Origin of the sequence: Geobacillus kaustophilus (assembly GCF_000948285.1) — a bacterium.
Taxonomy (GTDB): Bacteria; Bacillota; Bacilli; order Bacillales; family Anoxybacillaceae; genus Geobacillus; species Geobacillus thermoleovorans_A.
In genome coordinates this window covers 158,653-183,452 of the sequence record NZ_JYBP01000003.1, presented here as the reverse complement: position 1 = coordinate 183,452, position 24,800 = coordinate 158,653, and the positions used below count along the sequence as shown (strand labels likewise).

20 protein-coding genes and 1 other annotated feature are annotated in these 24,800 nt (G+C 55.0%); of the genes, 8 read left to right on the top strand and 12 right to left on the bottom strand.

Going from position 1 to position 24,800, the window contains the following annotated elements:
• Nucleotides 1–6: 6 nt before the first annotated feature.
• Complete coding sequence (gene sppA, locus LG52_RS01435; RefSeq protein ID WP_044730562.1) at nt 7–1,014, bottom strand: signal peptide peptidase SppA; 1,008 nt, start codon at nt 1,012–1,014, stop codon at nt 7–9.
• 109 nt (nt 1,015–1,123) lie between these two features.
• On the opposite strand from sppA, the gene LG52_RS01430 reads away from it, so the two are divergent.
• On the top strand, nt 1,124–1,927 hold the full coding sequence (locus tag LG52_RS01430; protein ID WP_044730561.1) for an NAD kinase: 804 nt from the start codon (nt 1,124–1,126) through the stop codon (nt 1,925–1,927).
• 163 nt (nt 1,928–2,090) lie between these two features.
• Here LG52_RS01430 and mbcS read toward each other — a convergent pair whose 3' ends face one another.
• From mbcS to ezrA, 5 genes are all read right to left on the bottom strand, one after another.
• Nucleotides 2,091–3,683, bottom strand: coding sequence for an acyl-CoA synthetase MbcS (gene mbcS / locus LG52_RS01425; protein ID WP_044730560.1), 1,593 nt, complete (start codon nt 3,681–3,683; stop codon nt 2,091–2,093).
• 139 nt (nt 3,684–3,822) lie between these two features.
• The gene (locus LG52_RS01420; RefSeq protein ID WP_044730559.1) at nt 3,823–4,026 is read right to left on the bottom strand and encodes an alpha/beta-type small acid-soluble spore protein; all 204 of its coding nucleotides are present in this window, start codon (nt 4,024–4,026) and stop codon (nt 3,823–3,825) included.
• 81 nt (nt 4,027–4,107) lie between these two features.
• A complete protein-coding gene (gene thiI, locus LG52_RS01415; protein ID WP_044733047.1) occupies nt 4,108–5,313 on the bottom strand; it encodes a tRNA uracil 4-sulfurtransferase ThiI in 1,206 nt (401 codons plus the stop codon).
• Nucleotides 5,314–5,317: 4 nt separating this feature from the next.
• Nucleotides 5,318–6,463, bottom strand: a complete 1,146-nt coding sequence (locus LG52_RS01410; protein ID WP_044733046.1) for a cysteine desulfurase family protein — start codon at nt 6,461–6,463, stop codon at nt 5,318–5,320.
• A gap of 212 nt (nt 6,464–6,675) precedes the next feature.
• Entirely contained in the window at nt 6,676–8,379 is a 1,704-nt protein-coding gene (gene ezrA / locus LG52_RS01405; RefSeq protein ID WP_044730558.1) for a septation ring formation regulator EzrA, read from the bottom strand.
• 192 nt (nt 8,380–8,571) lie between these two features.
• Here ezrA and hisJ point away from each other — a divergent pair, with 192 nt between their 5' ends.
• Both hisJ and LG52_RS01395 read left to right on the top strand, forming a co-directional pair.
• A complete protein-coding gene (gene hisJ / locus LG52_RS01400) occupies nt 8,572–9,375 on the top strand; it encodes a histidinol-phosphatase HisJ (RefSeq protein WP_044733045.1) in 804 nt (267 codons plus the stop codon).
• 115 nt (nt 9,376–9,490) lie between these two features.
• Nucleotides 9,491–9,967, top strand: coding sequence for a GAF domain-containing protein (locus tag LG52_RS01395; protein WP_044730557.1), 477 nt, complete (start codon nt 9,491–9,493; stop codon nt 9,965–9,967).
• Between the two features lie 54 nt (nt 9,968–10,021).
• Here LG52_RS01395 and LG52_RS01390 read toward each other — a convergent pair whose 3' ends face one another.
• Entirely contained in the window at nt 10,022–11,857 is a 1,836-nt protein-coding gene (locus LG52_RS01390) for a sensor domain-containing diguanylate cyclase (protein WP_044733044.1), read from the bottom strand.
• A 330-nt stretch (nt 11,858–12,187) separates the two neighbouring features.
• Between LG52_RS01390 and rpsD the strand changes: the two genes are divergently transcribed.
• Nucleotides 12,188–12,790, top strand: coding sequence for a 30S ribosomal protein S4 (gene rpsD, locus LG52_RS01385; RefSeq protein WP_011232276.1), 603 nt, complete (start codon nt 12,188–12,190; stop codon nt 12,788–12,790).
• Between the two features lie 47 nt (nt 12,791–12,837).
• On the opposite strand, the gene tyrS is transcribed toward rpsD, so the two are convergent.
• A complete protein-coding gene (gene tyrS / locus LG52_RS01380) occupies nt 12,838–14,097 on the bottom strand; it encodes a tyrosine--tRNA ligase (RefSeq protein ID WP_044730556.1) in 1,260 nt (419 codons plus the stop codon).
• A gap of 50 nt (nt 14,098–14,147) precedes the next feature.
• Nucleotides 14,148–14,372 (bottom strand) — a binding site (T-box leader).
• Nucleotides 14,373–14,528: 156 nt separating this feature from the next.
• Here tyrS and LG52_RS01375 point away from each other — a divergent pair.
• Complete coding sequence (locus LG52_RS01375) at nt 14,529–17,264, top strand: transglycosylase domain-containing protein (RefSeq protein WP_044730555.1); 2,736 nt, start codon at nt 14,529–14,531, stop codon at nt 17,262–17,264.
• A 120-nt stretch (nt 17,265–17,384) separates the two neighbouring features.
• On the opposite strand, the gene acsA is transcribed toward LG52_RS01375, so the two are convergent.
• Nucleotides 17,385–19,100 (bottom strand): acetate--CoA ligase, encoded by a 1,716-nt coding sequence (gene acsA / locus LG52_RS01370; protein WP_044730554.1) that lies wholly within the window; start codon nt 19,098–19,100, stop codon nt 17,385–17,387.
• A gap of 174 nt (nt 19,101–19,274) precedes the next feature.
• Here acsA and LG52_RS01365 point away from each other — a divergent pair, with 174 nt between their 5' ends.
• The 3 genes from LG52_RS01365 to LG52_RS01355 all read left to right on the top strand — a co-directional run bounded on the left by LG52_RS01365 (nt 19,275) and on the right by LG52_RS01355 (nt 21,810).
• Nucleotides 19,275–19,907, top strand: coding sequence for a GNAT family N-acetyltransferase (locus LG52_RS01365; protein ID WP_044730553.1), 633 nt, complete (start codon nt 19,275–19,277; stop codon nt 19,905–19,907).
• A gap of 92 nt (nt 19,908–19,999) precedes the next feature.
• Nucleotides 20,000–20,644, top strand: coding sequence for an acetoin utilization AcuB family protein (locus tag LG52_RS01360; RefSeq protein WP_044730552.1), 645 nt, complete (start codon nt 20,000–20,002; stop codon nt 20,642–20,644).
• Nucleotides 20,641–21,810 carry an acetoin utilization protein AcuC gene (locus LG52_RS01355; RefSeq protein WP_044730551.1) on the top strand — a complete coding sequence of 390 codons (1,170 nt, stop codon included), beginning with the start codon at nt 20,641–20,643 and terminating at the stop codon, nt 21,808–21,810. Before LG52_RS01360 ends, LG52_RS01355 begins: the two co-directional genes overlap by 4 nt.
• 165 nt (nt 21,811–21,975) lie before the next feature.
• Here LG52_RS01355 and ccpA read toward each other — a convergent pair whose 3' ends face one another.
• The 3 genes from ccpA to ytxJ form a co-directional block, all read right to left on the bottom strand.
• A complete protein-coding gene (gene ccpA / locus LG52_RS01350) occupies nt 21,976–22,968 on the bottom strand; it encodes a catabolite control protein A (protein WP_044730550.1) in 993 nt (330 codons plus the stop codon).
• A 202-nt stretch (nt 22,969–23,170) separates the two neighbouring features.
• On the bottom strand, nt 23,171–24,253 hold the full coding sequence (locus LG52_RS01345; RefSeq protein ID WP_011232285.1) for a bifunctional 3-deoxy-7-phosphoheptulonate synthase/chorismate mutase: 1,083 nt from the start codon (nt 24,251–24,253) through the stop codon (nt 23,171–23,173).
• 211 nt (nt 24,254–24,464) lie between these two features.
• Nucleotides 24,465–24,797 carry a bacillithiol system redox-active protein YtxJ gene (gene ytxJ, locus LG52_RS01340; RefSeq protein ID WP_044730549.1) on the bottom strand — a complete coding sequence of 111 codons (333 nt, stop codon included), beginning with the start codon at nt 24,795–24,797 and terminating at the stop codon, nt 24,465–24,467.
• Between the last annotated feature and the right edge of the window lie 3 nt (nt 24,798–24,800).

The following is a 24,800-nucleotide window of genomic DNA, read 5'->3' as shown; positions in this document are numbered from 1 at the left end:
ACTCCTTTATTCGGCGTATAAATACATAAGCCGCGGCGAGGATGGGCGCGACAACAGGCGGATGAGCGCAGCCGCCTCGCTGTCCGGCTTCATCCGGTTCGACACCATCTCAAAGAGCGAGCTCCACGGCGCATCGTTTACGTATTTCACGACTTGGGCGCCGGTTAAATGGTGTTCTTTTTTGAGTGCGGCGATGGCGTCATCCAAGTAGCCGAACTCGTCGACAAGGCGGAGCGACTTCGCTTGGCGTCCGTCATAAATGCGGCCGTCCGCCAGCTTGCGCACCGTGTCTTCCGGAAGCTTTCTCCCTTTGGCTACCACATCAACAAACGCATCATACGAATCATTGATCAGCCGCTGCAAAATCTCCCGTTCCGCCTCGGTCATTTTGCGCGCCGGATTCATGATGTCTTTGTACGGCCCGCTTTTGATCGTGACAAGCTCGACGCCGTACTTCTTCGCCAGCCCTTCATAGTTGACGCTTTGCATGATGACGCCGATCGAGCCGGTGATCGTCTCCGGGCTGGCGAAAATTTTATCGCCGGCCGCAGCGATATAGTAGCCGCCCGAAGCCGCCATCGCTCCCATCGATACGTAAATCGGCTTGTTCGTCTTCTTTTTCAGCTTCATCAGCTGATCGTAAATTTCCGCGCTTTCCGCGACACCGCCGCCCGGCGAATTGATGCGCAAGATGATGGCTTTGACATCTCGATCCTCTTTCGCCTGTTGGATCATTTGCAAAAACGTTTGGTGGTTATACTGTGATGAGGAAAGAAACGACTCCGCTTCCCCCGCATCTTGAATGACGCCGTTCACTTCCAACACAGCGATTTTTTTCAACGGATCGCCCTCGGCGATGACTTCTTCGGTAAATGGCGACTCCATGAGCGCCAGCCAGCTTTCCGACCAGCCGCCGGCCTTGTCGGACAAAAGAACGCCGACCGCTTGAACAAGCACCGAGATTACGAACAAAGCAGCGGCGATGGCCAACGCGGTCCATCGTTTTCGATTCATCGTCTTCCCCCCTGCATCGGCTGCCCATATTTTTAGAATCCTGGCAAACGTGGTACAATATTCATTGTACATCGATTGATTAGATGATGCCATCGGGAGGACGAAAAAAATGGATATGGAACGCAACCGTCTTTATTTTTTTTATAAGCGCGACGACGAGCTCATCGAACGGGTGAAGCCGCTCATGGAGCTGGCAGAGCGCGGTCCGTTTGTGGTCGTCGACGACTATCGGGAAGCGAACATCATCGTCAGCATCGGAGATGACGGCGCGTTTTTGCAGGCGGTGCGGCAGACGGGATTTCTTCCTGACCGTTTGTACGTCGGCGTGTCTGTCTTGCCGGCGCGCGGGTTTTACTGCGATTTCCATATTGACGACATCGATCATATGGTGGAAGCGGCGAAAAATTGGAAACTCGAAGTGCGGCGCTACCCAATCATCGAAGTGACGATCGACGGCGCGGCTTCGTTTTTCTGCTTAAACGAATGTTCGATCCGCTCGCAAATCATTAAAACGATGGCGATCGATGTTTTCATCGACGACTTGCATTTCGAGACGTTCCGCGGCGACGGGATCATCGTGTCGACGCCGACCGGCAGCACCGGCTACAATAAATCGGTGCACGGGGCGGTCGTCGATCCGCTCTTGCCTTGCTTTCAGGTGAGCGAGCTCGCCTCGCTCAACAGCAACCGCTACCGGACGCTCGGTTCGCCGTTCATTTTGAGCGGTTCGCGGACGTTGACGCTGAAAATGTCGGAGGAAACAAGCCATTTTCCGATTATCGGCCTCGACAATGAAGCGCTCAGCATCCAGCATATTGAGCGGATTGACATTCGTTTAAGCGACCGGGTGGTCAAAACGGTGCGCTTGAAAGACAATTCGTTCTGGGATAAAGTGAAACGCGTCTTTTTGTGAAGCATGTGTCTGTTCTCCCGGCGAAACACCGGATCGAAAATGGCGAATCCGTTCGACGCGCATGCGGCAAGAGGGTGTCTCGCAACGAGACACCCTCTTGTTTGGTCGCCGCATGGACATCGCTCCCCTTCCGGCAGCGGCCAGCCCAACCGGCTCTTTCTGCTTACGACGACCGTCCGGCAAGGCGGGCTTCCCGCTCGCGCAGCTCGACGCGGCGGATTTTTCCGGACGCCGTTTTCGGCAAATCGTCGACAAACTCGATTTTGCGCGGGTATTTGTATGGCGCCGTCAACTGTTTCACATGTTCTTGCAGGGCCGGAATCAGAGACGGATCGTCTTTGTCGACCCCGTCGCGCAGCACGACGAACGCTTTGACGACATGGCCGCGCACTTCATCCGGACTGGCGACGACGGCGCACTCTTTGACGGCTGGGTGCTTGACAAGCGCGTCTTCGACTTCAAACGGGCCGATCGTATAGCCGGCGCTGATGATGATGTCATCCCCGCGGCCTTCAAACCAGAAATAGCCGTCTTCGTCTTTGCGCGCTTTGTCTCCCGTAATGTAGTAGTCGCCGCGGAACTGCATCGCTGTCCGCTCCGGATCTTTATAATAATATTTAAACAGCGCCGGCGTTTCGATATGGACGGCGATGTCGCCGACTTGTCCGGGCGGGCACGGCTCGCCGTTTTCATCGATAATTTCAACGCGGTTGCCTGGCGTCGGTTTCCCCATCGAACCTGGCTTGATGGGCATTCCTTTCATGACGCCGACAAGCAGCGTGTTTTCTGTCTGGCCGTAGCCGTCGCGCACTTCGACGCCGAAATGCTTGGCGAACGTGTCGATCACTTCGCGGTTGAGCGGCTCGCCGGCGGACACGGCGCTGTGCAAATGGGATAAATTGTAGCGGCCGATGTCCGGCACTTTCGCCATCAAACGATACTCGGTCGGTGTGCAGCAAAGCACATTGATGTTGTATTTTTCCAATAGATGCAAATATATTTCCGGCTCAAAGCGGCCGTAGTAGACGAACCCGGTCGCCCCTGAACCGAGCACCGATAAAAATGGGCTCCAAATCCATTTTTGCCATCCCGGCCCGGCCGTCGCCCAAACGAGATCGCCTTCTTCAATGCACAGCCAGTTTTTCGCCGCCGTGCGCAAGTGGGCGTACGCCCAGCCATGGCAATGAACGACACCTTTTGGATTGCCGGTCGTGCCGGATGTGTACGACAAAAACGCCATATCATCGCGCGACGTGTCGGCCGCCTCAAGCGTTTCGCTTTCGTTCGCCATGGCATCTTCAAGCCGAATCCATCCATCCCGGGGCTCCCCGATGACGAACTTCGTCAAATGGTCGATGCCGTCAATCGGCGCAAATTCGTCCGTATACGGCGCATACGCGACGATCGCTTTCGCTTCGCTATGGACGAGCCGGTATTGCAAATCTTTCGTCCGCAGCATCTCCGAGCTCGGGATGACGACAAGCCCGGCTTTGAGCGCCCCTATATACACTTCGTATGTTTCAATGAGGCGCGGCATCATGACGAGCACTTTATCGCCTTTTTCGAGCCCGTGCGACAAGAAAGCGTTTCCAATTCGGTTGGCGCGCGCCATCAAACGGCCGTATGTAATCTCTTTCGTTTCGCCTTGCTCGCTCTCCCATTTCAACGCGATCCGATCCGGGTCAGCGGCCGCATGCCGTTCTATTTCCGATGTCAAATTGTAGCGCTCGGGAGCAATCAAATCTTCCCGTCTCATCGTTCCTCTCCCCCTTTGTCTTGTTTCGCCGCGGTCGGCATCTCTATTATACAAAATAGTCGCTCTATTTTGAATACCGTTTTTCCATATTGAAAGCGGCGGGGGATGCCCCCCGCCGCGCAAGCCATTCGGTATGAAATTAGAATTGGCGTGCGCCGCCCAATTGTTGCTGAGCCATGGCTACGAGACGTTTCGTGATCTCGCCGCCGACCGAACCGTTGGCGCGTGAAGTCGTGTCAGCGCCTAAGCTCACGCCAAATTCTTGGGCGATCTCATATTTCATTTGCTCCAGCGCTTGCTGCGCACCCGGAACGAGCAGTTGATTCGTATTGTTGCGTGCCATCTGTTTTCACCTCCTTGTACCTATAGAATGTGTGAAAACAGATGGCGATATGCAGCGATGGTTTTTGGTAAATTTTGAGATTCAAAACAGCTCGGCAAACTCATCGCCCTGTCCTGTTTCTTCATCAATGACGAGCGTTTCTGTGTCATTGACTGCCTTTTCCAGAAGCGGAGCGAGGTCGAGCTGGCTCTCATAATGGAGCACTTTTTCTTTTTTCGGTTTCGTTTTCGGCGCTCTTGGCGTAAAAATGGTGCAACAGTCTTCATAAGGAAGAATGGAAATATCATGCGTGCCGATTTGCTTCGCCAACTCGATAATTTCAAGTTTATCCATCGAAACAAGCGGGCGCAAAATCGGGGTATTTGTCACCTCATTGATGACGTACATGCTCTCAAGCGTCTGGCTCGCGACTTGGCCGAGGCTTTCACCTGTGACAATCGCCAACGCCCGCTGGCGGCGGCGCAACGCGTCGGTGATCTTCAGCATCGCCCGCCGAGTCGAAATCAACGAGTACTCGTTTGGAATCCTTTGGTAAATAACTTGCTGCACTTCGGTAAACGGCACGATGTGAAGCTTGATTCTCCCGCCGTATGTCGTCAGTTTGCGCACGAGGTCAATCACTTTTTGCTTTGCCCGTTCGCTTGTAAACGGGGGGCTGAAAAAGTGGACGGCCTCGATTTCCAAGCCGCGCTTCATCGACAAATAACCAGCAACCGGGCTGTCAATGCCGCCTGAGAGCATGAGCATCGCCTTGCCGCTCGTTCCGACCGGCAGGCCGCCGGCGCCGAAAATGTCGCGGCACGTGACATATGTCCCGTCTTGACGCACTTCAATGCGCACGTCAATATCCGGCTCGCGCACGTTGACCGTAAGCCCGTCCGTCTGCCGCAAAATGTGCGCCCCCACCTCGTAGTTCAGCTCGTCGCTTCGATGCGGAAACTGTTTGTCGACGCGGCGGGCGCTCACTTTAAACGTTTTTCCTTTGTATGGGAGCTGACGGACGGCGGCGAGCGCAGTTTCCTTAATGGCGTCGAGATCGTTTTCGCACTTCATCGCCAAGCTGAACGAATGAATGCCAAAGACGGTTTTCAGCTTTTCGATGATCGGTTCATGCGGCTCGCCGTTTAATAAAATGTACATTCGGTCGCGCATATATTCAATCTGAATCCGCTCGAACGCCTGCAGTTTGCGGGCAATGTTGTTTTTAAGACGCCGGACGAAGATGTTCCGATTTTTTCCTTTCGTCGTCATTTCTCCGTAGCGAATCAAAATGCGGTCATACTTCATCATCTTATTCCGTTACCTCGCTTAATGTTTTGATCGCCTGCTTGATCGCTGCCACTGCGGGCGCGATTTCTTCCCGGCTGTTGTCAAACGACAAGCTGATGCGAATGCCGCGCTCGGCGCGGTCTTCGCCAAGCCCCATGGCCAAAAGCGTCTTGCTCGGCGCCTTCTTTTTCGATGAACAGGCTGACGTCGTCGACACGTAGATTCCGCTTTTCTCCAGCTCGTGAACAAACACTTCCGGCTTCACGCCGCGCTTTAACGAAAAGTTGATGATATGAGGAGCGGCGCCATCGCGCGGCGTGTTGATCTCGATATCCGGAATCGCCGCAAGCGCTTCGAGCCACTCGTCTTTCAATGCTTGAAGCCGGTCGATGTCCCGATCATACCGCTCCATGGCCAAGCGAAGCGCCTTTGCCATCGCGACGATGGCAGCGACGTTTTCCGTTCCGGACCGAAGCTGCCGCTCCTGCCCGCCGCCGGCAATCAAGGGAGCCAATCGGACTCCTTCACGCACGTAAAGCACCCCGGCGCCGCGCAGCCCGTGAAATTTATGCGCCGATATCGTGCATAAATCAACGCCTGCTTGCTTCAAGTCGAGCGGCACTTTGCTGATCCCTTGCACCCGATCGACGTGAAACAATGTTTTCGGATAGCGGGCCAAGAGGGCGCCGATTTCTTCGATCGGCTGCACCGTGCCAACTTCGTTATTGACGTGCATGACCGACACGAGAATCGTATCGTCGCGCAGAGCGCGTTCCACTTGCTCAACCGATACCCTTCCTTCGTGGTCGACCGGCAAGTACGTCACCTCAAAACCAAGCTCCTCAAGCTGGCGGCACGGTTCCACGACAGACGGATGCTCGATTTTCGTCGTAATGATGTGCCGGCCTCGCTGCTTGTATTCCCAGGCGACCCCTTTGATGGCGAAATTGTTCGCCTCCGTTCCGCCGGAGGTAAAAACGATTTCATTCGGCTTCACGCGCAGCATGGCGGCGATTTGTTCACGCGCCTGCGCCAAAAGCCGCTCCGATTTCATGCCCAGCCCATGGAGCGACGACGGATTGGCAAAATAGTTCGTGGCGACGGCGACGAACGAATCGACCACCTCGGGAAATGGTTTGGTCGTCGCACTGTTGTCAAGATAGATCATCGCTTCCATCCTCCGCTCATTGTCGGCAAAATATCGCTGTCCATCGTCCATCTTACCCAAAACAGACGCCAATCGGCAACGAAGACACACGACGGCTTGCATCATCCCCTAAAAAAGCCGTGTCCTCATTCATCCAGCCAACACTGCCACCTACATTATTCACCAAAAACCCGACAAATATCGGCTGAACCGACATTTATCGGGTTGATTCCTCACCGCTTCCGGTCATCGTTCTCTTGCCATAGCTGCTGCACGCGATCAAACGCGCCCGGTTCGACCTCCTCGACCGCCGCCACGGCCTCGCGGAGCGCCTCTTCATAATCGTAATGCCGGAACAACGATTCCGCTTCTTCGAGCCGTTTGCGCACGGACGGGTAGCGGCGGCGGTAGCGGTTGCCGTATTGAATCGTCCGCTCCGCCAGCATCGCCTGTTCAATCATCCCCACCGTGCGTTCATAAAGCCGTTCCACCGCCGCTTTCGCCTCCTCCAACGCTTGGTCGACGGCCTGCATGTCAAGCGGCTTTTCTTCAAGGCGCGCGGCAACGGCCTGCAAGCTGCGTCTCGCTTCCGCCAGTTCGAGCGAATACGGTTCAGGCAGCCCCGGCAGCCGGCTCTTTTGCACAAGGCGGAGCGCCTCGGCCAATGTTTTTCGCATCGCGTCAAGCTTTTCGCGGGCGATCAATTCGTCTTTGCGCAGCGTCTGCAGCATCGTTCGAAACTGTTCATGCTCTTCCTTCATGAGGTCGATTTGGGACACAAGCTGCTCAAGCTCCTCTTTCAGGAGCGAATACGCTGTTTTCGCCTCGGCAACTCGGTCTTGAATGAGAAAAAACCGCTTTTGCAGCTGGTGCAGCTGCTTTTCGATGCTTCGATATTTTTCAAGGTCGCTTGGCGGCAAATGGTAGCTTTGCTGGACGAACAACGCCTCCGCCTCGGTCTCCTTCGCTTCAGCGGCGAGTTCTTGAAGCATGCCGCCGATGCGCGGCATTTCCGTTTGCACATATTGATGCGCGAGCACTTCGTTTTCGAGCAAATCGTAGAGCGCGTCGATCTCTTCTTTCAGCTCAGCGGCAGTTTGCTTCGCTTCTTCGATGCGCAGCTCATGGATCATGGCCAGACATTGCTCGATTTTTTCCCGTTTTTCCTGAAGCGTGCGCTCCATGTGCAAATGGTCAAGGATGTACCCGCGCTCTTCCATCTCTCGATAGCCATCGGCCAACTCAGCGAGCTGGGCTGGCAGCGATGTTTGGCATTCGCCAAGCAGTTTCGGAATTTCTTCCATCATAGCTGTGAGCCGGCCGAGCTCTTCCTTCAGCGTCAGAACCACATCGCGCGCCGCCAAATAATTGCCGGCTTCCGTCAATTCGGCAAACCGCTGAAACTGCTTCTCCGCTTCCGTTAAACGGACGTCAAGCAAGTCGGCAGCCGAACCGAACGTATAACGGTAAGCAAGCAGCGTCTTTTTCGCTTCCCGGTGAGCCGCACGCAGCTCCTCGATCTCCGCCCGGCTTTGTTCCTCGCTGCCAATCAATTCATTCACTTCATGAATGATTTCATGCACTTCTTCCTCAAGACGACGCAATCCGTCGGCGATTTGCCCAAGCAGCCGGCGCGCCTGCCGGTAGCGGTATTTGTCGAGCAGCTGCTCCGCGTCAAACAGCTGTTCTTCCACATTCGGCAGCTTCACTGCCACAATGTCGTCCCATTGCCGGCGCCATCGTTCAAACAGCTGCTCCGTCTCCCCTTTCATATTCAGCTGTTTCACTTTCGCCAGCTCATCCGGCACCGGCCGGTTCATCAAGTTGATTTTCCATTCCTCGAGCCGATCGATTTCCCGGTACATCCGCTTTCGATACATCTGATTGTATATGATTGCCCCCGCTCCGAGGAGCAGAACGACCCATGCCATCCCCATCCGCTGACGCCTCCTTAAACTCAAGCTACTGAAACAGCAAATAAAAAAATCAAGCGGAAGAAGGCCAAAAGAGATATGGTTTTCAATGTTTTTATGATACCATGTTTAACGACATTTTTTGACCAAAATTTTTATTTTTTTTTACAGGATTTTTGCTATGATGCATTAAGGGAGAAAGGAGGAAAATCGATCATGCGCGACGGGCATATTCATACGCCGTTTTGTCCGCACGGAAGCCAAGATCCGCTTGAGGCCTATGTAGAGCGCGCGATCAGCCTTGGCTATACAGACATTTCCTTTACGGAGCATGCCCCGCTTCCTGAGCGGTTTATCGATCCAACGCCCAACCAGGACTGTTCGATGAAGCTTAGTCAGCTTGAGCGCTATTTGCACGCCGTCGCTGAGGTGAAAGCCCGCTACCGAAATGACATTGCCATCCGTGTCGGGCTCGAAGTCGATTTTATTCCTGGCTTTGAGGAAGAAACAACCCGCCTGCTCGACGAGGTCGGCCCGCTGCTTGACGACAGCATTTTATCGGTTCACTTTTTGGCCCACGAAGGGCAATATGTATGCCTTGATTACAGCGAAGATATGTTCGCCGACATCATCCGCTTGTTCGGATCGGTCGAACGCGTCCACCGCGCCTACTACGAAACGGTGCGGCAATCGATCTGCACGGAGCTTGGCCGCTACAAACCGAAACGCATCGGCCATATGACGCTTGTGCGCAAATTCCATCGCCGCTTCCCTTGCTTGGAACCAATGGATGAGTGGATTGTCGGTATTCTCGATGACATCAAGCAGTTCGGCTATGAATTGGACTACAACGGCGCCGGCGCCGCCAAACCGCTCTGCCTTGAGCCGTATCCGCCGGGCGGCGTGATCGCCGAGGCGCGACGGCGGGGCATCCCGATCGTCTACGGATCCGACGCCCATCGCGCCGCCGACCTGCACCAAGGACGGGACAGGATGGACCCCGAAGCGCTTTCGGATTGACAGCCGCCCGCAGCCGTCATAAAATAGGCGAATCAGCTATTTCCCTGCTTGCATCCTGCTGGATGTTGAAGTGAGGGATCCTGCTCCAATCATGATGAAAAAGGAGGCTAGTTCTATGTTTCGACCCATGGCTTACAATGGAACACGCGAAGAAAATTACGCGCTCGTCATCGAACAGCTGAAATCGCTCATTTCCGGGGAACGAAATTTCATCGCCAACTTGGCGAACGCGGCGGCCTTGCTCAATCAATTCTTGTCCGACATCAATTGGGTCGGGTTTTATCTCGCAGACGGCGAGGAGCTTGTGCTTGGCCCGTTCCAAGGCTTGCCGGCATGCGTACGCATTCCGTTCGGCAAGGGGGTGTGCGGCACGGCGGCCGTCGAACGGCGGACGGTGGTCGTTCCTGACGTTCACCAATTCCCGGGCCATATCGCCTGCGATGCGGCGTCTCAATCGGAAATCGTCGTGCCGCTCATCAAAGACGGCCGCGTCATCGGCGTTCTGGACATCGACAGCCCGGTGAAAAACCGCTTCGATGACATCGACCGCCGCTTTTTGGAGCAGTTTGCCAGCGTGCTCATTTCCGCCTGACGCAAAAAGCGCACCAAGCGCGAAGAAGGAATCCGCTCACCCGGATTCCTCTTTTTACACCTTATACAAATGACAGTCATCATACACAAAAATGCAGTTTTTTCCTGTCTCTTTTGCCATATAAAGCGCGGCGTCGGCTCGTTTGAACAGCTTCTCTGCATCTTGAAAGCCGGCATGCCCCCACCATGATATGCCGCACGACACGGTCACCGCCGGGATCGTTTGCTCCCGCACTTTTTCCATGATGCGGCGGGCGACGGCAACGGCGTCGGACAGCGGCACGTTCGGCAAATACACCGCCAGCTCTTCCCCGCCCCAGCGCGCCGCCACATCGCCATCGCGAATGTTGGCGCGCATCGTCTCTGCCACTTGAACGAGCACTTCATCGCCTGTTTGATGGCCATACAAATCGTTGATTTGCTTAAAGTTATCAATGTCAAGCAAAATGAACGCCCCCGACGCATCGGATCCCATGGATGTTTGGATCCGCTCATCCAAGTAGCGGCGCGTATGCAGCTTTGTCAAATAATCGGTGACCACCATCTTCTCGAGCTCTTCGCGCAACATCGCGTTCATAAACGCCAGCGTTGAATGTTGAACGAGCGATTCCAACAGTTTAAACATCTCAAACGTAAATCGGTATGGCTCGCTGGCGAGCGCAATGCACAGTCCCTTCGTTTCCTTGTTTTGCTGCATCGGCGCCGCCATGATGGAGCGAAACGGACCGAAAGCGGACACGCATACATCGCCGGCAAATAAAATGTCATTTCCGCTTTGGCGCCGCTTTTCCACCCATTCGATATAGGGCTCGGACCGATGATCGAAAAAAAACGGCGTGCTGCCTGGCAAAAGCTCCCGCTTCCCGTCCGCAAACAAGAAAAAACCGACTTCTTCGGCGCCGAACGATTGCTGAATTTGCGACACCATGCACTCAATGGCTTCATGAAGCCGCGGCCGGGCGTTCAATTGGCGCATCGTGTCGTTGATCAGCTGCAAATCGGCGACAAGCCGGCGCGACTGTTCATACAACTTGGCGTTCTCAAGCGCGCTTCCAGCCGTGCTCGCCAGCAGCGAAATAAAATGAATCTCCCGTTTCGGAAATGGTGCAGCGTATGGGGCGATAATTTCAATCACCCCATACACCGCCTGCACGCCTTTGATCGGCGCGTACAGCACCGAGCGCGGCGGAGCCGTCAGCTCTTCGCATTGCACCTGCCCGGTCAAAAACGCCCGCAGCGCCGCCGTTTGCCTTTCCCCCTCATCCAACATCAGCGCTTTAATCGGCAAATTCCCGCGCAGGTGGTTATCGTGCGATAACAGAAGATAATATGTAAACGACGGGTAGACGTTTTGCAGCGTGCGGATAATTTCTTCAAGCACATCATCGATATGCATCGAGGAATGAATTTTTGCGGCGAAGCGATGCAGCTGTCCATACCGTTTCTCTTCGCCCGCTCCTTGCAGCACCGCGCTAAGTTTCCGAAACAATCGCGCCAAATCCGCCCGGATCTCCCACAACAACCGCTCGTCAAAACCACCATCTTTTCGATACATCAGCTCGACCATCGCCGGCGCCTCATGGGAAAGCATGAAAAAGAGCCGGGCCGCCATATGCGGCCCACCGGCATCGACAACAGCGACTTTCCGCTCTCCATCAGCTGCGATCGACCCAGCGCCCGGCGCCCCATCCGCGGCCGCTTCCGGATAAAAGGCAGCCCGCACCGGGTCATACAAATAAAAAACAGCTTGCTCGAGCGCCAGCTCTTCTTTCAGCAGCGCGAGCAGCTCGCCCGCCGCCGCCGAAAACGGCCCATCGTCCTGAAACGCCAAAAACCAGTGGAAAAATTTTTGTTTAAATGATTCATACCGTTTCATTTCTTCCTTGTTCATCGCTTTTTCCACCCAAACCGGCATCATCATTCCAAACGAGAGAATGGGATGACAATTTTTTTAAAAATTGCATCTTTTATTATACCATACCAATGGAGAAAAAGGGAAACAAAATGTTGACTTTATCCTCTAAAAATCATATAATAGCCTTTGTGTAAAATATAGCAGCCTTTGTGCCCGCCTTTATGGTTCATTTTGTTCCTCGGCCCGCCGAGGTGCATCGTGTAACTCTTAGCTGCGAGAGCGAGGATGCATGAAAACAAAATGGCCATAATTGTTGGCGCACATCTGCTTTTATTTTACGAATAAAAGCGCAAGGAGGAGCAACGAATGGCTCGTTATACTGGTCCAATGTGGAAAATTTCCCGCCGCCTTGGCATCTCGTTGAGCGGCACAGGGAAAGAATTGCAAAAACGTCCGTATCCGCCTGGTCAACACGGTCCGGGGCAGCGTCGGAAATTGTCGGAATATGGCTTGCAGCTGCAAGAAAAGCAAAAGCTGCGCCATATGTACGGCGTAAACGAGCGCCAATTCCGCAAAACGTTTGAAGAAGCGGGCAAAATGCCGGGCAAACACGGCGAAAACTTCATGATTTTGTTGGAGTCGCGCCTGGACAACCTCGTCTATCGCTTAGGGTTGGCCCGCACGCGCCGTCAAGCCCGCCAGCTCGTGACGCACGGCCACATTTTGGTCGACGGCAGCCGCGTCAACATCCCGTCGTACCGCGTCAAACCGGGACAAACGATCGCCGTCCGCGAAAAATCGCGCAACTTGCAAGTGATTAAAGAAGCGCTCGAAGCGAACAACTACATTCCGGATTACTTGACGTTCAATCCGGAAAAAATGGAAGGGACGTATACCCGCTTGCCGGAGCGTTCCGAACTGCCGGCAGAAATCAACGAAGCGCTCATCGTCGAGTTCTACTCACGTTAAGGCGCAAAAAAAGATCCGAAATGCATCGGCATTTCGGATCTTTTTTCTTAGGTGTAGCGAATCAAATAATACTTTTTCTTCCCGCGGCGGATGACGGTAAACCGCCCTTCCAAACGGTGTTCGGCGGTTAGGACGGCGCCGACGTCTTGGATGCGCTCGCCGTTGACATAAATGGCGCCGTTTTGGATGTCTTCGCGCGCTTGCCGCTTCGATGGTGAAATGCCGGCAGAAACGAGCAGCTCGACAAGCGGAACGTCGCCTCCTTCATGAACGAATGACGGCACATCTTTGAACCCTTGCTCAATTTCCGCCGCGGTCAAATTGGCAATGTCGCCGCTAAAGAGCGCTTCCGAGATGCGGATCGCCTGCTTGAGCGCCTCTTCGCCGTGCACGAGCTTTGTCACTTCCTCGGCAAGCGCCTTTTGGGCCGCCCGCTTCTCTGGTGCCTCACGAAGCTCTTGTTCAAGCGCTTCGATTTCCTCTTTCGACAGGAACGTAAAGTACTTCAAGTAACGGATCACATCTCGGTCATCGGTGTTGATCCAAAACTGGTAAAACTCGTACGGCGACGTTTTCTCTTTATCGAGCCAAATCGTGCCGCTTTCCGTTTTCCCGAATTTCGTGCCGTCCGCTTTCGTCACAAGCGGGATCGTCAAGCCAAACGCCCGCGCCTCGCCTTTCGTTTTGCGAATGAGCTCAAGTCCTGCCGTGATGTTGCCCCATTGGTCGCTCCCGCCGATTTGCAGGCGGCATCCTTCCGTCTCATACAAGCGGAGAAAATCGTACGCCTGCAGCATCATATAGCTGAACTCGGTGAACGAAATGCCCGTTTCGATGCGCGATTGCACCGACTCTTTCGCCAGCATGTAGTTGACGCTGAAATGCTTGCCGACGTCGCGCAAAAACGCAATGACATCAAGAGGCCCGATCCAGTCGTAGTTGTTGGCGATTTTTGCCGGGTTTTGGTCCGCTTCAAAATCCAAAAAGCGGGAGAGCTGCTCTTGAATACGCGCGCTCCATGCCTCGACGGTTTCTTTGGCATTGAGCGTGCGCTCGCTTTTTTTCCCGCTCGGGTCACCGATCAACCCCGTCGCTCCGCCGACTAAAGCGATCGGGCGATGCCCGGCCTGCTGGAAGCGGCGCAGCGTCAAAATGGCAGCCAAGTTGCCGATATGCAAACTGTCCGCCGTCGGGTCAAAGCCGCAGTAGAGCGTCACCCGCTCCTCATTCAACAGCTTGCGCAACCCGTCTTCATCCGTCGTTTGGTTGACAAGCCCGCGCCATTGCAATTCCGCAAGCAAATCCATGTCCTTCACCTCTCTATGAATGTCATGAAAAAGAAAACACCCGCCCGTGATGAAGGGGCGAGTGTTCGTCGCGGTACCACCCTACTTAGAAAGCATGGCGCTTTCTCGCTCATTTGGGTAACGGCGTCAGCCGGCGGATGGCTACTAGGCGCCAAAACCGTTCGCCATCGCTGCTCAGGGAGGTAATTCACGCCTGCCTGTGGACTGGCTCGCACCGTCCGCCAGCTCTCTGCACCAGGGAGACAGCCGCTACTTGTTCCCATCATCGCTTTCTCATATGAAAGATATACATTTTTATTACCATAGCGATGCGCTCGCTGTCAACCTTAACGCTTTTCGCACAAACGGCGAAAAATCGGCAAAATTCCACAATGTCTCCCCTTCCTATGGTATACTTATACATAATGACTTGCCGCATAGGGGGGACTGGCATGAAGCGAAACCAACTTTCCGCTTCTCTTGAAAAAGCGTGGCATTATTTTTCCCTTACATACGATGTGGTTTGGAACGTCATCTTAATTTTGCTCATCGCCGTACTCTGCCTTGCTTGCTTCGCCCTCGGCGCCGGCGCCGGCTATTTTGCCTTTTTGGTCAAAGATATGCCCGTTCCCTCGCCCGACGAGATGAAAAAGGAGATTTACAGTTACGGCGAAACAAGCCATATGTACTTTGCCAACGGGGTGTATTTAGGCCGATTCCGCTCCGATCTCGACCGCGAGGCGGTGCCTCTTTCCGAAGTGTCGCCATACGTCGTGCAAGCGATCATCGCGACGGAAGACGAACATTTTTATGAACATCACGGCGTCGTTCCGAAGGCGATCATCCGCGCCATGTTTCAAGAGCTGACCAACTCGCCGGTCAAAAGCGGCGGGAGCACGCTTACGCAGCAGCTCGTCAAAAACCAGATATTGACGAACGAAGCGTCATTTGAACGGAAGGCGAAAGAGATACTGCTTGCGCTTCGTCTGGAGAAATTTTTTTCCAAAGCGGACATTTTAGAGGCGTATTTAAACGTCGTTCCGTTCGGCCGCAGCTCATCGGGGCGCAACGTCGCCGGCATCCAAGCCGCGGCCCAAGGCGTCTTTGGCGTCAACGCCAAAGAGTTGAATCTCGCTCAAGCGGCGTTTTTGGCCGGACTGCCGCAAAACCCGTTCGTCTACACCCCGTTTGCCGCTGACGGCAGCGTCAAACCGGACATCTCGGCGGGCTTGAAGCGGATGAAAACGGTGCTTTACCGGATGAAACGGGCCGGCTATATTTCTGAAGGACAGTATAAGGAAGCGCTTTCTTATGATGTGGCGAAGCATTTTGCCGCCCCGAAGCCGTCGCCGTTTGAACAATATCCGTTTTTGACGATGGAGATTGAGCGGCGGGCGAAAGACGCGCTCGCCGAAGAGTTCGCCAAGCGCGACGGCTATAAGCCGGAAGAGGTGAGACGCGACCCCGCTCGTTCCCGCCGCTACCTCGGCGAGGCGGAAAAAGCGCTGCGCCAAGGCGGATATCGGATTTATACGACGATCGACAAAAAGATTTATGAACAAATGCAGCGCATCGCCTCTCGTTACGCCTATTACGGCAGCGACAATGTGTATTACACAAAAGACAAGAAAACGGGAAAAATGGTCGTCCATCGCCAACCGGTCGAAGTCGGGGCGATGCTCATCGAAAACAAAACAGGAAAAATCATCAGCTTCGTCGGCGGCCGCGACTACAGGCGCGAGCAGTTGAACCACGCCACCCAAGCGCACCGGTCCAACGGGTCAACGATGAAGCCGCTCTTGGTGTACGCGCCCGCGATGGAGATGGGCGTCATCCAGCCGGCGACGATCATTCCGGACTTGCCGCTTTCGATCGGTTCGTATGCGCCGAAAAACGCGGACGGGAAAACGCATGGGCTTGTGACCGCGCGCTATGCCTTGCAGCAATCGTTCAACATTCCGGCCGTTCGGACGTATATGAGAATCCGATCCCGCCATCCGATCGACTATTTGCATAAAATGGGGATCACGAGTGTCGCCAAACAAGAAGAAGCAAATCCGGCTTTGGCGATCGGCGGGACGCACATTGGCGTCACGGTTGAGGAAAACGTCAACGCCTATGCGACGTTCGCCAATTACGGCTCGTTTGTGGACGCCTACATGATCGAGAAGATTGTTGACAAGAACGGAAAGATCGTTTATGAACATCAAAGCAAGCCCGTCGCGGTGTTTTCTCCGCAAACGTCGTACTTGATGATCGATATGATGCGCGACGTGCTTCGCGGCGGAACGGCCTCATCGGTGCCGCGCTACTTGAAATTTTCCGCGGACTGGGCCGGCAAAACGGGGACATCGCAAGACAAGCGCGATTCGTGGTTTGTCGCCGTCAATCCGAACATCACGTTCGGCGTTTGGATCGGCTATGACCGGCCGGCGCCGCTTGAATCGCGCTACAAAGGGCTTTCCTACAGCCGGCGCACCCAGCTGTTATGGGCGCAGCTGATGAACGCGGCTTATGACCAAAATCCGAAGCTCATCGCGCCGTCAAAGCGGTTTCTCATGCCGGGCGGCATCGTCCGCCGCCCTTACTGCGCCGCAAGCGGCTTCAGCCCGTCGGCGGCGTGCGAAAAAGCCGGGCTCGTCCGCTACGATTTGTACAATACGAAGTTTGCGCCGCGGACAGGAAAAGACGATTTGACCGAAAGCCGGCTCGTCATCATCGACGGACGCCGCTATGCGGCGCTCGAGACGACGCCGGAAGAGTTTGTCACTCGCGAAATGATCGTGAATCCGAAGCTTCTCGCTGATTGGGGGATCAACGGCGAGGGGCAGGCAGGCGATGCATGGCTCGTCTCCACATTAAAGGAAAACGGCCGTCCTCCGGCTCCACCCGCCGCTCGGCTTGCAGGCGGCAAGCTCGTCTGGAATCGCCGTAACGAGCCGGATGTCATCGGCTACCGCGTCTATCAAGTGAGCAAAACGGGACAACGGCGCCTCGTCGCCGTTGTAAAAGCGGACGAGGCGGCGTCATTTTCGCCGCTGCAGCCGGGCGCCGCGTATTGCGTCACGGCAGTGGACATCGCTGGACAGGAATCGGCGTCGTCGAATCCCGTTTCGCTGCCGCCTGACGGCTCAGATAACAAAGAGAATGGCGGTCCGCCCTCTTCCTCTCCGTCTAGCAGTGAATGATTAAAAACGGTCTGGGGAAACGACCCGGATCGTTTTTTTTTGTGCCAAGAGCCCGATGTTTTAGCCAGCGATAAGCAAAAGCGCCCGGAACAAGAGCGTTCCGGACGCCTAGGATTGTTTTTAGTCTTCCATCGTCGACAAGTCGCCGGTCGGCAAGTTGAGCTCCCACGCTTTCAAGACGCGGCGCATAATTTTCCCGCTCCGCGTTTTCGGCAGTTTGTCGCGGAACTCGATCTCGCGCGGCGCCGCATGGGCGGCGAGCCCTTTTTTGACGAACTGGCGGATGTCTTCTTTCAATTCTTCAGACGGCTCGTACCCTTCGCGGAGCGCGATGAACGCTTTGATGATTTCCCCGCGCACCGGATCCGGCTTGCCGATGACGCCGGCTTCGGCAACGGCCGGATGCTCGACGAGCTTGCTTTCGACTTCAAACGGCCCGACGCGCTCGCCGGATGTGTTGATGACGTCGTCAACACGGCCTTGGAACCAGAAGTAGCCGTCTTCATCCATGTAGGCTGAATCGCCGGATACGTACCAGTCGCCGATAAAGTATGATTCATATTTTTGCGGGTTGTTCCAAATCGTTTTCATCATCGACGGCCAGCCTTTTTTGATGGCCAAGTTGCCCATCCGGTACGGCGGCAGGACGTTTCCTTGGTCGTCGATGATCGCCGCCTCGACGCCTGGAATCGGTTTCCCCATCGATCCCGGCTTGATTTCCATGCACGGGTAGTTGCAAATGAGATGCCCGCCTGTTTCCGTCATCCACCACGTATCATGGATGCGGCGGCCGAACACTTTCATCCCCCAGCGGATGACTTCGGGGTTGAGCGGCTCGCCGACGCTCAAAATATGGCGGAGCGAGCTTAAATCGTATTTTTTCACCACTTCATCGCCTGCGCCCATCAACATGCGGAACGCCGTCGGCGCGCTGTACCAGACGGTGACGCCAAAATCTTGGATCGTTTGGTACCAAGCGTCCGGGCTGAAGCGGCCGCCGACAATGACGCTTGACGCCCCGCACAGCCACGGGCCGAAAATGCCGTACGACGTCCCGGTCACCCACCCCGGGTCGGCCGTGCACCAGTAGATGTCATCCTCTTTTAAGTCAAGCACCCATTTCGCAGTTTGATAGTGCTGAATCATCGCGTTATGGACGTGCAAAACGCCTTTCGGCTTGCCGGTCGAACCGGACGTATAATGCAAAATTAGGCCGTCTTGGCGGTCGACCCATTCGATGTCGAAGCGCTTGCTTGCCTCATTCATCCGCTTTTTCAAGTCGATGTACGGCCCTTCCTCGACAATGCCGTCGCCGACCAAAAAGACGTACTTCAGCTCCGGCAAGTCGCCGACCGGCACGCGCGGCAGCAGTTCCGGCGTCGTCACGATCGCTTTCGCCCCGCTGTCTTCAAGGCGGTCGCGCACCGCTCCTTCCATGAACGCCTCAAACAGCGGTCCGACGATGGCGCCGGTTTTAATGATCCCAAGAACGGCAAAGTACAGCTCCGGGGAGCGCGGCATGAACACAAACACGCGGTCGCCTTTTTGAATGTCCGCGGTCTGTTTTAAGACGTTCGCCACTTTGTTGGACATCTCTTTCATTTCTTTGAACGTATATTTCTCGTTTCGCGCCGCGTCGCGGTAATAGAGCGCCACTTTATTTTTACGGAACGACTCAGCATGGCGGTCGATCGCCTCATACGCCATGTTGACTCGGCCCGTTTCATGCCAGGAAAACTCTTTCTCCACTTCCGACCATTGAAACTGTTTATATGTTTCTTCGTAGTTTTTCAAATTGTAGTCCCCTTCTATGACTGGAAGCCGTTCTGTATTCATTCTCCGATCCCCCTTATGTAAGTGATTTCATTTCTATTATAGTCGATTGAAAACCATTTCTCAATTTTTAAAATATTCCCCGTCCCCACTCTTTTGAAATTTTTTTGAACCGCGCCAGCCGGTGCGGTTTTTATGTATAATGGAAGCAGAATGACCAATTCAGGTGGTGGCCGAATGGAACATAAAAAAACGTATAACGCCAAAGAGTTGAAAACCCCGAAAGGAACGCTTCTCATCGAAGGGCCGGTGACGCCGGAAGCGTTGGCCAGCTATGAATTTCACCATGACCTCACTTCCTTCCGCCCTCCTGCCAAACAGCACAAAGCGTTGATTGAGATCGCCAAGCTGCCGGAAGGGCGGATCATCATCGCCCGCCGCGGCGAAGTGATCGTCGGGTATGTGACGTTTTTGTATCCCGATCCGCTTGAGCGCTGGTCGGAAGGGAACATGGAAAATTTGCTCGAGCTTGGCGCCATTGAAGTCATCCCCGAGTTTCGCGGGTTTGGCGTCGGGAAAAATTTGTTGATCGTCTCGATGATGGACGACGCTATGGAAGACTACATCATCATCACAACCGAATATTACTGGCATTGGGATCTCAAAGGCACTGGGCTGAACGTATGGGAGTACCGAAAAGTGATGGAAAAAATGATGAACGCCGGGGGGCTCGTCTGGTACGCAACTGATGACCCGGAGATTTGCTCCCATCCGGCGAACTGCTTGATGGCCCGCATCGGCAAGCGGGTCGACGCCGAATCGATTCAACGGTTCGACCGGCTTCGGTTTATGAACCGCTATATGTACTAGCCGAAATTCCGGGCTGTCCGGACGTTCGCGCCCACCTTGCCGGTTGCGGGCGGCGCGCATGAAATGCCACGCACAAAGGGGAGAGGAGAACAATGCTTGTCGAACAAGTGATGAAAGCGCCGGTCGTGACGGTCCGCGCGGCGAATACGATCGCCGAAGCGCTGCAGCTGCTAAGACATCACCGCATCCGCCATCTGCCGGTCGTCGACGAGGAAGGACGTCTTGTGGGGCTTGTGACGAGCCAAGATTTGCGCGAAGCGAGCCCATCCATTTTCCGTCTTCCCGAACAGTGGGAAGACTTGGAGAGGCCGGTCGGGGACGTGATGAAAACGGACGTCATCGTCGGTCATCCGCTCGATTTTGTCGAGGAGGTGGCGGCGCTCTTTTACGAACACCGAATCGGCTGCCTGCCGATCGTCAACCATGGGAAGCTCGTCGGCATCATCACGCAAACAGATTTGCTCCGCACCTTCATTGAGCTGACCGGCGTCCACCAGCCGGGATCGCAAATCGAGATCAAAGTGCCGAACGAGGCCGGCATGTTAAGCAAAGCGGCGGCCATCATCAGCGAGCGCCATGTGAACATCGCCAGCGTCCTTTTGTATCCGGACTTAGATCCGAATTATAAAATTTTAGTCTTCCGCGTGCAGACGATGAATCCGCTTCCATTGATCCGCGATTTGCAAAACGCCGGCTATCGCGTTCTATGGCCGAACTTGCCGGGGGTTACGTCATGAGCCGAAACTGCGCATTCGTCTATAGCGAGCAATTTCTTCAGTACAAATTTCATGACGCCCATCCGTTCAACCAGCTCCGGGTCAAGCTGACGTATGACTTGCTCTGCACGCTCGGCGCTCTGGAAGACCGCCATATCGTCGCCCCGCGCATGGCGACCGATGACGAGCTGGCGCTCATTCACGACCGCTCCTACATCGAGGCGGTGAAAGCGGCCGGGCGCGGCGGGCTGTCCGAAGCGGCGGCGCAAAACTACGGCCTTGGCACCGAAGACACGCCGATGTTTCCGAACATGCATGAAGCAAGCGCACTTTTGGTCGGCAGCACGCTCACCGCTGTCGACGCGGTTCTTTCCGGAGCAGCGGAGCATGCGCTCAACTTGGGCGGCGGTCTGCACCACGGCTTCCGCGGCAAGGCGTCCGGCTTTTGCGTCTACAATGACAGCGCGGTCGCCATTCAATATATCCGGGAGAAATACGGACTGCGCGTGTTGTACGTGGACACGGACGCCCACCACGGCGACGGGGTGCAATGGGCGTTTTACGACGATCCGAACGTCTGCACATTCTCGATTCATGAAACGGGACGCTACCTGTTCCCAGGGACTGGAAACGTCAATGAGCGCGGCTTAGGCGCGGGCTACGGCTATTCGTTCAACATTCCCGTTGATGCGTTCACGGAAGACGAATCATGGATCGCTGCCTATACGACTGCGCTCCGAGAGATCGCTGACTTTTTCCGTCCCGATGTCATCGTAACGCAAAATGGAGTGGACGCCCACTATTACGACCCGCTCACCCATTTGTCGGTGACGATGAAAACGTACCGCGCCATTCCAAAGCTCGCGCACGAAATCGCGCATGAATATTGCAGCGGACGCTGGATCGCCGTCGGCGGCGGCGGATATGACATCTGGCGCGTCGTGCCGCGGGCGTGGGCGCTCCTTTGGCTCGAGATGACGGGACAAGCCGATGTGTCCGGCCCGCTGCCGGATGAGTGGCGACAACGATGGCAACCGCTTTCACCGGTCGCCTTGCCGCTCGAATGGGACGATCCCGATGACTTGTACCCCCCGATTCCGCGCAAAGGGGAGATCAGCGAAAAAAACGCGCAGACGGTCGAAAAAGCGTTGTATTTCATTCGCAGCCAACGCCGGGCGGGGACTTGATTTTTTATCTATTTAAAAAAACAATGGATTTCTACTCCCTGTTTTCCTAGTCAACTTCCGTTTCCACCACCGAAAAACGGGCCGACTGCAAGGCGATTGCAGCCGTCAAAAAAGAAATGGTGCAAAGCAAACAAGAAGCTGGCCCCATGTTGAGGCCAGCTTTTTTCATTTCGTCGACTCGCGCACCTCCAGCCGATGCGGCAAGACGACGATATGGTTGTCCACTTGTTCTTTGTTCATATACTTGGTCAAGAGCCGCATCGCCACCGCGCCGATGTCATACATCGGCTGCACGACAGTGGTCAGCCGCGGCCGCACCATCGTCGCCAGCCTTGTGTTGTCAAAGCCGACGACTTCCAACTCATCCGGCACGCGCACCCCGTGGTCTTGAGCGCTATGGATGATGCCGAGCGCCATTTCGTCCGTCCCGGCAAACACCGCCGTCGGCCGCGCAGCGAGCTCGGCGATTTTCTCGTACGCTTCCAAACCAGAGTCGTACGAGTTGTCGCCCTCAATGACGAGTTCTTCTTCATACGGCGCGCCGTGTTCCTCAAGCGCGCGGCGGTACCCGGCGAGTTTCCGCTGGTTGATCGGGTCGTCAGTCGGACCAGTCACATAGACAATGCGGCGGTTTCCTTTTTCCAGCAAATACGTCACGGCTTCAAACGCCGCCTGCTCATAGTCGATGTTGACCGATGGAATCTCCTCCGGCCCGGTTGTGGCCGCAAGCACGATCGGCACCGACGACTTTTGAAATTCAGCGACGTGTTCCTCGGTGATCGTCCCGCCCATAAACAAAATGCCGTCCACTTGCTTGGCAAGCATCGTATTGAGCAAATGCAGCTCTTTTTCTTTGTTTTGGTCGGAGTTGCTCAAAATGATGTTGTACTTGTACATCGTGGCGATGTCTTCAATGCCGCGCGCCAGTTCGGCGAAGAAAATGCTTGAGATGTCCGGGATGATCACCCCGACCGTCGTCGTTTTTTTGCTGGCGAGCCCCCGCGCCACGGCGTTCGGGCGGTAGCCGAGCCGTTCGATGGCCTCAAGCACTTTTTTTCTCGTCGACGGTTTGACGTTCGGGTTGCCGTTGACGACGCGCGAGACGGTCGCCATCGAGACGTTCGCCTCCCGCGCCACATCATAAATCGTTACCGTCATTTTGTTTCACTCCTTTTCGCTCGATCCAATCACCAGTCAAATTCCGAATGTATGTACAACTATCATACGATACATTATCACCAACTCGCAACGAAATCGCAACCATTTTGCCGCTTTGTTCACAAACCGTTCACGGGTAGTTTGCCCCAACACTCGCCATCTCATCAAAAAATCCCCTCGGGCAACAACCGAGGGGATCGTCTTACGCCTGAACAAATTGACGTTGGAACGCGCGCACTTCTTCCATAAACTCGTTGAATTGGGCGATGTCCATTTGCTGGGCGGAATCGGACAAGGCGACGGCCGGATCCGGATGCACTTCGGCCATGACGCCGTCGGCGCCGATCGCCAAGGCCGCTTTGGCGCACGGGATGAGCAGATCGCGCCGCCCTGTTGAGTGGGTGACATCGACGAACACCGGCAAGTGCGTCTCTTTCTTTAAGATCGGCACGGCGGAAATGTCGAGCGTGTTGCGCGTCGCCCGCTCGTACGTGCGGATGCCGCGCTCGCATAAAATGATCTGCCCGTTTCCTTGCGACATGATGTACTCAGCGGCGTTGATGAATTCTTCAATCGTCGCCGCCAAGCCGCGCTTCAGCAAAATCGGCTTGTTCACTTGGCCGGCTGCCTTGAGCAGCTCAAAGTTTTGCATGTTGCGCGCGCCGATTTGGATGACGTCAATATAGTCCAAGGCGATTTCAATGTCAGCCGGCGTGACGATTTCACTGATGACCGCCAAATCAAACTCATCGGCGATCCGTTTCAAAATTTTCAGTCCTTCCACGCCGAGCCCTTGGAAATCGTACGGCGACGTGCGCGGTTTGTAGGCGCCGCCGCGCAGCAGCTTGATCCCCTGTTTTTTCACGGCCTCCGCCACCGCAGCGACTTGTTCATAGCTTTCCACCGCGCACGGGCCCATGACGAAATATTGGTTGCCGTCGCCGATTCGCTCGCCTTTCACTTCGACAATCGTGTTTTCCGGATGCTTTTTCCGCGAAACAAGGAGCGCCTTCCGGTGGTCATCTTCCTGCAATTCAAGCGCAGCCTTGAAAATTTCCTTAAAAATATGCTGCAGCGTCGACGTTTCAAACGGCCCGTCGTTATGCTCGGAAATGAGATCCAACATTTTCCGCTCGCGCACCGGGTCGTAGCGGTGCGTCCCTTGCGCTTCTTTAATTTTTCCGATCTCCTGAACGAGCCGTCCCCGTTCATTGATCAGTTTCAACAGCTGCAAGTTGATCTCATCGACTCGCGCCCGCAGTTCATCTAATCTCTCATTGCTCATGCTTTTCTCATCCTTTCGCCAAGTGTGGTGCATTGTTTTCGCCGCTTGCCGGCAAGCGGCGCCCCCGTCTTGGAGAGCGAAGTCGTTTAATTAGTGTTTATTATAATCGATGGAGCTATCGTTGTCACGAAAAATTTGCTTTTTTGATTAAACGCTTTTAAGCGATAAAGTGATGATGGATGAGAAAACGCCCGCGGCTGCGGGCGGATGATCAAGCAACAACCGCATGCGTTTCGAGCGCCTCGTACGTAATGCTCCAATGGGACGCGTGCCAGACGACGCGGCCGTTTTCAAACAGCAGAGCTTGCGGCGACTCGTGTTTCACCCCGGTCGTTTCGGCGATATAGGTGGAGAGCGGTCGCGCCTCTTGGACGTACAGGCAATACACCGCCAGCTCCGGATGGTCTGCGGCGAATTTCTCACATTCGCCAAACGCCGCTCGGCTGATCGGGCAGGTGAGGCTGTGCTTGACGAACAAAAAACGTTCCGTTTCCTTCATGACGCGCTCAAACTGTTCGATCGTCTCCAGCTTCTCCATTCCCATCAT